Origin of the sequence: Paeniglutamicibacter quisquiliarum (assembly GCF_019084045.1) — a bacterium.
Classification (GTDB): Bacteria; Actinomycetota; Actinomycetes; order Actinomycetales; family Micrococcaceae; genus Paeniglutamicibacter; species Paeniglutamicibacter quisquiliarum.
The window spans coordinates 402,551-413,435 of record NZ_JAHRED010000001.1; the positions used below are offsets into that span (position 1 = coordinate 402,551).

The 10,885-nt window shown below is 63.4% G+C and carries 12 protein-coding genes; 9 read left to right on the plus strand and 3 right to left on the minus strand.

Going from position 1 to position 10,885, the window contains the following annotated elements; all coding sequences use genetic code 11:
- Nucleotides 1-337: 337 nt before the first annotated feature.
- Nucleotides 338-1,234, minus strand: a complete 897-nt coding sequence (locus tag KRR55_RS01795) for a hypothetical protein (protein WP_254455739.1) — start codon at nt 1,232-1,234, stop codon at nt 338-340.
- 306 nt (nt 1,235-1,540) lie between these two features.
- On the opposite strand from KRR55_RS01795, the gene KRR55_RS01800 reads away from it, so the two are divergent.
- Nucleotides 1,541-2,143, plus strand: a complete 603-nt coding sequence (locus KRR55_RS01800) for a dihydrofolate reductase family protein (protein ID WP_217387670.1) — start codon at nt 1,541-1,543, stop codon at nt 2,141-2,143.
- Nucleotides 2,144-2,242: 99 nt separating this feature from the next.
- On the opposite strand, the gene KRR55_RS01805 is transcribed toward KRR55_RS01800, so the two are convergent.
- Nucleotides 2,243-2,788, minus strand: coding sequence for a YceI family protein (locus KRR55_RS01805; protein WP_217387324.1), 546 nt, complete (start codon nt 2,786-2,788; stop codon nt 2,243-2,245).
- Between the two features lie 489 nt (nt 2,789-3,277).
- On the opposite strand from KRR55_RS01805, the gene KRR55_RS01810 reads away from it, so the two are divergent.
- On the plus strand, nt 3,278-3,553 hold the full coding sequence (locus KRR55_RS01810) for a hypothetical protein (RefSeq protein ID WP_217387325.1): 276 nt from the start codon (nt 3,278-3,280) through the stop codon (nt 3,551-3,553).
- Between the two features lie 175 nt (nt 3,554-3,728).
- Nucleotides 3,729-4,826: a pyridoxal-phosphate-dependent aminotransferase family protein gene (locus KRR55_RS01815; RefSeq protein WP_217387326.1), complete on the plus strand. Its 1,098-nt coding sequence runs from the start codon at nt 3,729-3,731 to the stop codon at nt 4,824-4,826.
- Between the two features lie 92 nt (nt 4,827-4,918).
- Here the strand turns inward: KRR55_RS01815 and KRR55_RS01820 are convergent, their stop codons facing one another.
- On the minus strand, nt 4,919-5,611 hold the full coding sequence (locus tag KRR55_RS01820; RefSeq protein ID WP_217387327.1) for a GntR family transcriptional regulator: 693 nt from the start codon (nt 5,609-5,611) through the stop codon (nt 4,919-4,921).
- A 118-nt stretch (nt 5,612-5,729) separates the two neighbouring features.
- On the opposite strand from KRR55_RS01820, the gene KRR55_RS01825 reads away from it, so the two are divergent.
- The 6 genes from KRR55_RS01825 (at nt 5,730) to KRR55_RS01850 (ending at nt 10,843) form a co-directional block, all read left to right on the plus strand.
- The gene (locus KRR55_RS01825) at nt 5,730-7,565 is read left to right on the plus strand and encodes an FAD-dependent monooxygenase (protein ID WP_217387328.1); all 1,836 of its coding nucleotides are present in this window, start codon (nt 5,730-5,732) and stop codon (nt 7,563-7,565) included.
- A complete protein-coding gene (locus KRR55_RS01830; protein WP_217387329.1) occupies nt 7,562-8,899 on the plus strand; it encodes an MFS transporter in 1,338 nt (445 codons plus the stop codon). Before KRR55_RS01825 ends, KRR55_RS01830 begins: the two co-directional genes overlap by 4 nt.
- Before the next feature lie 213 nt (nt 8,900-9,112).
- Nucleotides 9,113-9,463 carry an ArsR/SmtB family transcription factor gene (locus KRR55_RS01835; protein ID WP_217387330.1) on the plus strand — a complete coding sequence of 117 codons (351 nt, stop codon included), beginning with the start codon at nt 9,113-9,115 and terminating at the stop codon, nt 9,461-9,463.
- Entirely contained in the window at nt 9,460-9,957 is a 498-nt protein-coding gene (locus KRR55_RS01840; protein ID WP_217387331.1) for an SRPBCC family protein, read from the plus strand. The genes KRR55_RS01835 and KRR55_RS01840 overlap by 4 nt, the downstream gene beginning before the upstream one ends.
- 170 nt (nt 9,958-10,127) lie before the next feature.
- Nucleotides 10,128-10,604: a DUF2975 domain-containing protein gene (locus tag KRR55_RS01845; protein WP_217387332.1), complete on the plus strand. Its 477-nt coding sequence runs from the start codon at nt 10,128-10,130 to the stop codon at nt 10,602-10,604.
- Nucleotides 10,604-10,843: a helix-turn-helix domain-containing protein gene (locus KRR55_RS01850; RefSeq protein ID WP_217387333.1), complete on the plus strand. Its 240-nt coding sequence runs from the start codon at nt 10,604-10,606 to the stop codon at nt 10,841-10,843. Before KRR55_RS01845 ends, KRR55_RS01850 begins: the two co-directional genes overlap by 1 nt.
- The last annotated feature ends 42 nt before the right edge of the window (nt 10,844-10,885 follow it).

The following is a 10,885-nucleotide window of genomic DNA, read 5'->3' on the forward strand; positions in this document are numbered from 1 at the left end:
ACCCGTCGGGTAGGTCGACTTGGGAGTCATTGGGCGGGGCTTGGGGGGAGCCGAACCGGGACTGGTGAAGCGGTCCCGTCCGATGCGCCAAGACGTGTGGGTACTCGCGGGGGTCTGGAACACCTGCGTGTTGGCGTGGGGATCGGGGCACATCGAATACTTCGGCGCCAGCATGTTGTCGCCGAAGGCACAGGGGCTGACCCTGCGGAAGGACGTCGATGTGGTCCGTTGCCGAGGACGACCAATGGCGCGTTTGGGGCGGGGGCGCCGGGCTGCTTGGGGGTATCCGGCCCCCCGTTCCCCTTGATGCGCGCGGGGGCGCCGGCCAACCGCAAGACTATTTGGTGCGCCGCTGTCCCATCGCGGCTTCCGCCGCCTGCTCGAGGGTGAGGCCGTCACCCGGATCCACCAATGACAGAAACAGTGACAACGCGGCGGTGCCCAACAGCGAAGTCCGTTTTTCGTGGTCAAGCAGTGATTCGTCCACGCCCGAAATCAATCGCAGGCCAAGGCCCTCGGCCATGGCCTGCAGGAGGATGTTGAAATCCTCCATGGTCACGCCCGGCCTGAAGGACAGGCCGAAATGGTCGAATACGCTGGTGTAGAGCGTCATCCACACCTGGGACAGATTGGTGTACATGCGTGCCAGCGCTTGTGCGGAGGCGGAATCCGCCTGGGCCGTGGCCACGGCCAGCAACTGAAAACGGAAGGCAGGCAGCTCCAGTACGAGTTTGAGGTCTTCGTAGGCGACGCGGTGAACCGCCTGCGGAAAATTTCCGTCCGTGGTCAACAAGTCCTTGGCGTGCTGCGAGAGCGCCACCTGGAGACTCCAGTGCTTGTCGGCCAGCGCGTAGGAAACGAAGTCGGCCAGAAAATCCCCGTGCGAAGTCCATCGGTGACGCATCATGTTTTCACTGAGGGGAAAGTCGTCGCCGCAATTCTTCCGGGCCTTGGCCAGTACCTTTCGGCGGGATAAATACGACATGACCGGACGGGCGTCTTCTTCGTCGGCATCCAGCAACTGTTCAGACAATGCCGGTGTGAAGAGTTCGGTCGTAAGGTCGAGTGCGGCGTCAAGAAAAGCGCGGGTTTCACGGCCGTTGGCCAGGCGCTTGCGCGTCATAGAGGTGCGTCCGGATATGTTCGTGACAATCTTGGCATCGTAGAGATCCAAGGTCTGGCCGGGATTCACCTCGTCGGGTCGGCGTAGTGGGTGTTTCTTTGGTGAGATCATAAGTTGCCTGACCGATGCAAGTTTAATGAAAGGGAATTTCCTAATTTCAACGTACCGCACGGATGGCTCTTCGACGACGCGGTTGTCGAAAAAATCGGAACCTGCTGCCGGTGCACCGGACAGGGACGCTTCGGGGGGGTGCCCATCAGGGCCGGAAGTGGTGAATTGTTCCCTTGGCTGTTTTTCGGGCGCTGCACCTGGCGTACCCTCGAGGCGTGAGGGGCAACGGGGCGGTCGTTGAATACGGTTACAGTGCCCGGGCCGACCATGGTTGCCAGGGAGTGGTTCCGGGGAGGATTGCAGGCGATGCGCAAGCTCAATGTTTTGAACAATGTGACCCTGGATGGTGTCATGCAGGCGCCGGGGCGGCCCGATGAAGATACCCGCGGCGGATTCGCCCATGGCGGGTGGGCGGCGAAATACAGTGATCCCGTTCTGGGGGAATTCCTCGGCAGGGGCATGGCAACAGAAACCGAGCTCGTCTTGGGGCGGCGGACCTACGAAGACTTTGCCTCGTTCTGGCCTGGGCAGAGGGGGAACCCGTTTACCGAGAGATTGAACAACCTGACCAAGCACGTTGCCTCCCGCACGCTCACCGAGCCGCTTGCCTGGGTCAATTCGCGGCTATTGGACCCCGATGCGGTGACGGCTGTCGCATCGCTGAAGGATGAGCCCGGACCCGACCTGTTGGTCATGGGCAGTGGAAACCTGCTGCGGTCGTTGATCGCCGGCGGGCTGGTGGACGAGTACACCTTGTTGATCCACCCGCTGATCCTGGGTGCCGGTACCCGACTCTTTTCCGGTGACCTGCCCAGTGTCGGGCTGGAGCTGGTGGAGTCGCTCACCACAACGACGGGTGTCATCATTGCGGTGTATCGGCCGGGAGCACAGGGTGCAGATCCGGCCTGAGGCATGGGCTTGTGCGGCGCTTCGGGAGGGCGCTGGCGTTAATGCCGCAGGGGCGCCATCCATGACCATGGATGGCGCCCCTGCGGTCGGTGAAGGTGCTTAGTTGCTCGACGCGAGCACGAAGGCGGAGTCGATGTTGATGGTGACCTTGTCGCCCACCAACACGCCGCCGGCCTCGAGGGCGGCGTTCCAGGTGATGCCGAATTCCTTGCGGGAGATCTGGGTGGTGGCGGAGAAGCCGGCGCGGGTGGCACCGAACGGGTCAACTGCCACGCCACCGAACTCGACCTTGAAGGTCACCGGCTTGGTGGTGTCCTTGATGGTCAATTCACCCTGCAGCTCGAACTCTTCCGGGGAACCTGCAACGCCGGTGGACACGAAGGTCATTTCCGGGAACTGCTCAACGTTGAAGAAGTCGGCGCCCTTGACGTGGGCGTCGCGGTTGTTGTCGTTCGAGTCGAAGGACTCGGTCTTGACGACTGCTTCGACCTTGGACGAGGCGATCGAGTCGCCCACGGTCAGGGTTCCGGTGACGTCGGTGAATGCGCCGCGGACCTTGGAGATGCCTGCGTGGCGAACGGTGAAGCCAACTTCGCTGTGCGAGGTGTCGAGGGTCCAGGTGCCGGGAATGATTTCAATGCTCATGTGGAAAGCTCCTTGTGTTGGAAGCCGGCGCGTTCACCGGTTTGCATGCTTATGTATATAAATATGACACAGGGTGATTGACGTGTCAACTATTATTTTTGCTGTTGCAACACTTCTTAACCTGCCACGGGTTCCGTTCCGCGCGGCGGCGTTGCAATTAACGCCGGGTGAACATTTGCGCGGAACCATCCTCGCGGGCCCGCGGGGGAAGGTCCCGCGTGGGGCGAGGTGGGTCGTTCCGGCCCGGGTCACCGCGGGCCGCGCCGGGGTTTGTGGGTGGCGTGGCGCCTTGGGTGCAGGGGGTGGCTCCTTGGGTGGCTGGGCGGTCCCGTCGGGCGGACTTTTCGTGCTCCCGGGTGGCGCGGTCAAGGTCGGCGCGTGGTGGCCGATTCTGCTTGACTGCCAAGTCAAGGCTAGGCTGTCCATAGGATTGGGCGGGTGATCCGCATCACGATGAGGTGCGAGCGGAAGTCAAGAGGCAGGCAGTATATGAACGACATTGTTTTAGAGGCATTGAATATTCTTGGTGACACCGACACCGATGACTCGGGTCCGGAGGCGCGGGGGCGCCGTGCCCATGCGCGCGTCCTGGCCATGATCGAGTTGGCACGCGAGAGCGGACGAAGCCGCCGCGAGCAGCGAATCGCCAACCTGCTTACGCTGGCCCAGCTAGACAAGAAGGACTCCTCCGATGCCCTGCGGGAGGCCCGGCGGCTGATGTCGCTCGGCGACGATGCGACAGACTGGGCGCTGAAAGCGGCCTAGTTGCCCGGTGTGGGCCGGTTCAGTCCACCTCGAGGTGCCGGACGGCCGGTGAACGTCGACGAATTCGTCTCCACTTCATTAGGGCGGCAACGGCTCTAAGTAACCGGTGCGCAACCTGCGCGGCATAGGCTGGCCCCGAGCCATACAGAGATTGCAACGAGAAAAGTGAGATCAAATGACCCAGATCGTTCCGGTTCGCCACCTCTTCGGCCCCGGCCCCTGCAACCCCTACCCTGAAGCCACCGCGGCGCTCGGACTGCCGCTGCTGGGCCACCTGGATCCCTTGTTCATAGCCCGCATGGATCGCACCGCCGAGGGTCTGCGCACCCTGTGGGGGACCAAGAACACGCGAACGCTGCCTTTGAGCGCCACCGGCTCGGCCGGCATGGAGGCATCATTCGTCAATACCGTGAAGGCCGGCGACGTGGCGGTCATCGCCGTCAACGGACTCTTTGGTGAGCGGATGTGCGAGGTCGCTTCGCGGGCGGGTGCCGAGGTTGTTCGCGTTGACCACGATTACGGAACTCCGGTCGATGCCCAGCGCGTGGCCGATGCGCACCCGAACCCCACGGTTATTGCCGCAGTGCACGCCGAAACGAGCACCGGCGTCGTTTCAGACATTGCCGCACTCGGCGCCATCAAGAAGGATGCGCTGCTCATCGTCGACGCCGTCACTTCGATCGGCGGCATGCCTGTAATGGCCGACGAATGGGGAATCGACGTGGGTTACGCCGGAACGCAGAAGTGCATCGGGGTGGCCCCGGGCTTGGCGCCGTTCACGATTTCCGACCGCGCGTTCGAGCGACGCGTGCAGAAGCCGCAGTCCTGGTATCTGGATCTTGGATTGCTTGGCGGGTACGCCACCGGGTCGGCGGGCGGCGGACGCACCTATCACCACACCGCCCCGGTCGGGATGGTGGCTTCGCTTGAGGCCGGCATCGACAGGATCCTGGCCGAAGGGCTTGATGCGGTCACCATCCGCCACCAGGCCGCGGGCAAGGCCCTGCAGGACGGGCTCGAGGAGATGGGGCTGACCCTCTTCGCCGCCGAGGGCCACCGGCTGCCGCAGCTGACCACCGTGTACGTTCCGGAAGGCGTGGATTCGGCCAAGGTCCGGTCCTACCTGCTGGAGCGCTTCAACATCGAGATCGGCGGCGGCGTGGGCAAATATGCCAGCACCGTGTGGCGCATCGGCCTGATGGGTCCGAATGCCAACCCGACCTCGGTTGCGCTGATCCTGACGGCGCTGAAGGAAGCCATTGCCAAGGCCTAATGCGCAAGCACCTGTCCGTCCGGCCGGGTGCGGAACGTAGGCCCGGTTCGGACGGTCCCATTTAGGTTCGCGGGCCCGCGGAAGTGCGGCGATTAGTCCAGGCCGAGCCGACGCACTGTATGCAGGATGTGGTTGGACATTTCGATACGTGCCATGGATGCGTCTCCGTGCGCCAGGGCTTGCACGATCCGTTCGTGGTCCGTGTGGCGCTCGGCCGTATGTGCGCTGAAGCTCCCCCCTTCGGGGAAGGTGTTCACAAGATAGTCGCTGAGGTCCCACATGCGCCTGGAGACGGAATCGATGACCCGGGAGGCCGCCATCTCCTGGATCCGCGTATGGAATCGCCGGTTCGCCAGCCGATAGAGGCGCCCCCGGATTTTCGGATCGGGCTCCTGGTCGAGGTCGGCGGTTTCCCGAAGCGCGGTGCGCAGCCCGGCGATCTGCTCCGGCGTGCAGCGAGTCGCCGCGGCCGCGGCCACGGCACCCTCGGACGCCGCGAAGACGCGGAAGAAATCGGCTACCTCCTCGATGCTGTAATCCATCGGCCGGCATCCGACCTGGGGCACGATTTCCACGATGCCGTCGGAGGCCAGAAGGCGGAAGGCTTCCATGACCGGCTGTTTTGAAACACCGTACTCTTGCCGCAGGGCCTCGATGCCGATGCGTTTCCCGGCCGGGAAGTCCCCTTCCACCAGGCGCGTCTTGAGCGCAGAGTAAACCCGCCCGGAGAGCCTGCCGGCCACTACCTCGTGCCCGGGCCCCTCGGTCATCAGCAAACCATTCATGCGTCCATCTTCCCACCCCTCGGGGCGTGCCGTCCCTCGGCACGCTTGTTGGTAACTGGCATGCTAGCCGCTTAGTCTGAATGTGATCCACCTAATACCTCATTGGGAGCTGCTTCACATGACAGAAAACTTCACGCACGGTGCCGGTGCGGCCGACAAACTCGACGCGGCCACCGGGACCGGGCACTTCGATACCGATGTCTTCATCGTCGGCACGGGCCCCATGGGAGCCACCACCGCCCTCGCCTTGGCGACGTATGGCGTGCGCACGATGATGGTTTCGCAGTGGTCCTGGCTGGCGAACACGCCACGGGCACACATCACCAACCAGCGGGCGGTGGAGATCCTGCGCGACCTGGAGCTCGAAAACGAGGTGACGAAGTATGCCGTGCCCTGGGACCAGATGGGCGACACGCTCTTCACCACCTCCCTGGTCGGACCCGAGATCGCCCGGCTTCAAACGTGGGGAAGCGGAGACCTCCGCTCCGGCGACTACCTGAAGAACAGCCCGTGCACCATGCTCGATGTTCCGCAGACCGTGATGGAGCCGCTACTGGTCAAGAATGCCGCCGAGCGCGGTGCCAAGGTTGCGTTTTCCACCCGGTACCTGGGGCACACCCAAGATGCCGACGGTGTCACCGTTCGCCTGCTTAACCGCATGTCGGACCAGGAGTACAGCATCCGCGCCCGCTACCTCGTCGGAGCCGACGGCGCCAAGAGCCAGGTTGCCGAGGAAACCGGCCTGGAATTGGTCGGGCACACGGCGCGTGCCGGCACCGCCTACGTGCGCTTCTCGGCCGATTTGTCGCGGCATGTGGCACACCGACCCTCGATCCTGCACTGGATCATGAACCCGGCCGCCGATTTCGGTGAGATCGGCATGGGTCTGCTGCGCGCGGTCAGCCCCTGGGACGAGTGGATCGCCGGCTGGGGCTTCGACATCGCCGACGGCGAACCGGATCTCAGCGACGAACGCGTGGTGGCGCAGATCCGCACCCTGGTCGGCGATCCGGACCTGCAGATCGACCTGCAAGGATCCAGCACCTGGTACGTGAACCAGCAGTACGCGACCACCATGTCCAAGGGCCGCGTCTTCTGCGGCGGCGACGCCACCCACCGCCACCCGCCAAGCAGCGGGCTGGGATCGAATACCTGCATGCAGGACGCCTACAACCTCGCATGGAAGCTTGCCTTCGTGCTCAAGGGCCACGCCGGGGAGGGGTTGCTCGAATCCTACTCGGCGGAACGCGCACCGATCGGTGCCCAGATAGTCGCCCGCGCCAACCAGTCCCGGCTGGACTACGCGCCCTTCCGCGAGTGCTTTGACACCCGCGGCCCCAACGGGACCCGCGACATTCGCTACGGTTTGGAGCGGCTTAACGCTCCCACCGAGGAAGGTGAACGTCTTCGAGTGAAACTCCAAGCGGCACTCGAACTCAAGAATGACGAGTTCAATGCACTGGGGACCGAAACCAACCAGCGCTACACCAGCTCGGCGGTCGTGCCGGATCCGGCGGAGGGCGACGAGGTCCTTGGCGGGGATTCGGACCTGCACGCCCGTCCCACGACCCGGCCCGGAGCCAAGCTCCGCCATGCATGGCTTGTCGGCCGCGACGGGAAAAGGATTTCCACCTTGGACGTCGTCGGGCGCGGAAAATTCACGCTGCTCACCGGGATTTCCGGAACCGCATGGAAGCAGGCGGCGAGCGATCTTGAACTGCCGTGGCTCCGAACCGTGGTTGTCGGGGAACCCGGCGCGTCCGACCCGTACATGTATTGGGCCACCGTCCGCGAGGTCGCCGAGGCCGGCGCCATTCTGGTGCGCCCCGACGGAGTCGTTGCCTGGCGCCACATGGCACCCGTCCGTGACGCTGCCGAGGCCTTGATCTTGCTGCGCTCGGCATGTGAATCAGTCCTGTCCATCTCCTCATCGACCCTCCAGGAAGCATCATGAGCATCAGTCGCACCGCCCCCAAGCGCACGTCCCCCTTCAAGGTGGCGATGGCCAGCTTCATCGGAACCACCATCGAGTACTACGACTTCTTCATATACGGAACGGCCGCAGCCCTGGTCTTCCCCCAGTTGTTCTTCCCTGACGCCACCCCGCTGATGGGGACCCTGCTCTCCTTCGCAACCTTCGGAGTGGGATTCCTGGCCCGCCCGGTGGGCGGGATCATCTTCGGGCATTTCGGAGACCGGGTCGGTCGCAAGCAGATGCTGATCATTTCCCTGGTCGGCATGGGCTTGTGCACACTGCTCATGGGGATGCTTCCGGGATATGCGCAAATCGGCATCGCTGCACCGATCCTGCTCACCATCCTCCGCCTGGTCCAGGGCGTCATGGTCGGCGGCGAATGGGGCGGCGCCACACTCATGGCGGTCGAGCACGCGCCCAAGGGCAAGAAAGGTTTCTATGGAGCCTTCCCGCAGACCGGCGCCCCGGCCGGTACGGCCCTGGCCACGGTGGCCTTCCTCGCGGTGGCCCAAATGCCGGACGAAGCGTTCCTGTCTTGGGGATGGCGCCTGCCATTCCTGGCCAGTGCGGTGTTGGTCGTCGTCGGGCTTGTCATTCGGCTCAGTATTTCCGAGTCACCGGTATTCGCTGCGGCACGCGAGCAGCAGGAACTGGTCAAGGTGCCACTCGTCGAAGCCTTCAAGCGCCACCCGAAGGAAATCTTCCTCATCGCCGGTACCTACTTATCCCAAGGCGTGCTCGCCTACATCACCATGAGCTACCTGGTGAACTATGCCTCGAAAATTGTGGGGCTCGACCGAAGCATGGCCCTGCTGGGCGTGTTGATCGCCGCGTTGGTGGCCGTGGTTCTCTACCCGGTCTTCGGGGCACTCTCCGATACCTGGGGACGAAAGACCATGTACTTCATCGGGGCGGTGGCCATGTTGCTGTCCATCGGGCCGGCGTTCGCGATGATCAACACCGGCACGGTTGCCGGCTTCATCGCCGCAGTGGTCTTGATCTTCGGCATCGCAATGCCACCGGCGGCCGGAGTGACCGGTTCGCTATTCTCTATGGTGTTCAGTCGCGAGGTCCGCTACACCGGGGCCTCCGTCGGATACACGATTTCCCAGATAGCGGGCCCCGCATTTGCACCAACCATCGCCACTGCACTGTTCGCCGCCTATGGGACCTCGGATGCCATCGTGGTCTATCTGGTCATCGTTGCAGTGATTTCCTGCGTCTCCGTCGCCCTGCTCCCGGGAGGCTGGGGTCGCAAGGAAGCCGAACACAATAATCTGACCCAGGAGATCGTCGTCGAAACTAAGGTATAGACGGGCTGGATTTGGCGGCGGTCGGGGCCAGCGCGGTTCCGACCGCCGCATTTGGCCTCTGGAATGCGGGCGCCGGAGTCTCGCCTCTGTCGTGAATTTTTGGCGGTCTCGCCCTGATGCTCAGAGGGCACCGTCGACAAAGGTCCGGACGAAATTGAAAAAGATTCCAAGAGCCCTTGCCTCGTGTGCGAGGCCGCAGTAATCTACAACCAAATGGTTGTACATGTATTGAGTGAACTCGAGATCGATCGCATCTTCCAGGCCATGGCGGATGCAACCCGGCGCGACATCATCAAGCAGGCAATGCTCCGGGAGCAGTCGGTCTCCGATTTGGCGAAGCGCTATGACATGAGCTTCGCGGCCGTGCAGAAGCACGTGGCGGTGCTCGAGAGGGCATCGCTGATCACCAAGGAGCGACGCGGAAGGGAGCAAATCGTGCATGGGAACCCCGAATCCCTGCGCCGGGCTGCCCGGCTGCTGGAAGCCTACGAGGGCATCTGGCGGCAACGCGTCGGAAGGATCGGAGACATCCTCTCCGATGGACTCGAAGGAGCAAAACCATGAGCGTCATCAGCGTTCAAACCGACCCGGAAAACCTCACCCTGACGCTGGTTGCGGAGTTCGCGGCCAAGAAGGAACGCGTCTGGCAGGTGTGGGAGGATCCCCGCCAACTCGAGCGGTGGTGGGGTCCGCCGACCTGGCCCGCCACCTTCGTCCGCCACGAGTTCGTCGAGGGCGGTGACTGTAGGTACTACATGAGCGGACCCGACGGCGAGAAGGCCCGTGGCTGGTGGAAGATCCTGTCAGTCAACCAGCCCGACGGATTTGAGTTCCAGGACGGATTCGCAGGGGATGACGGGGAGCCGAGCGGTTTCCTGGGAACCACGACGTGCGTGGTGAAACTCGAGGAGCAGGACGGGAAGACCCGCATGACCTCGGTGTCCTCTTTCGAGAGTGCCGAGCAGCTCGAGGAAATGATCAAGATGGGCATGGAGGAGGGCATGCGCGAGGCCGCCGGGCAGATCGACGCGATCCTCGCGGAGACGTCGGTTAGATAGGTGTCGCAGCGACAGTGCATTGCATGAAACAGGGGACAGGGCCGATCGGGTCCTGTCCCCTGTTTCATGCCGGGCATGGGCGTCGCTCAGGTAGAAGGCTGGCCCACGCAGCTTGTCCGATCTATCGTTTAACGATATATTCAAATTGTTAATCGATATTAGGAGCCCTGATGGGAAAGCTTACCGTCCTCGCATTGCGCATCGTTCTCACCTTGGGTCTTGCCGGATCGCTGTTCGTCCAGGTAGTGATGGTCCCGCTGCTGGCCATCGACCTGAATGAGGCAGGCCCCGACGTCATTGCCGTTCGGACCCCGCTGATCGTGATCGTGCTGCTGGGCATTGTCACCGTCCAGGTCTCCATGGTCTGCGTGTGGCGGCTGCTGAGCATGGTGCGCAGGGGAACCGTCTTTTCCCACGGTGCCTTCCGCTATGTCGACATCGTGGTCGGTGCCGTCGGGGCGGCCGCATTGCTCACCTTCGCAATGGCCGTGGTCCTCGCGCCCGGGGAGCCCGTTGCCCCGGGGATTGTGCTGCTCCTCTGCGGCGGAGCACTGCTGGTCGGTGGCGTCGCCCTCATCGTCATTGTGTTGCGCATGCTGCTGGCCCAGGCACTGGACATGCGCGCCGAGCTGGATGAGGTCATTTGATGCCGATCATCGTGGACATCGACGTCATGCTGGCCAAGCGCAAGATGCCGGTCGGGATGCTCGCCGAAAAAATCGGCATCACCCCTGCCAACCTGGCGGTGCTCAAGAACGGACGGGCCAAGGCTGTGCGTTTTACGACGCTTGAAGCCTTGTGCGAGGTTCTCCAATGCCAGCCGGGGGACCTGCTGCGGTGGGAGCCGGAACCGTCCGCCACCGGTGGTTCCGCTTCGGGAGCCTGAGGGCACGGCGGTCCGCGCCGGGTGCGCCCGCCGGGCATCGCC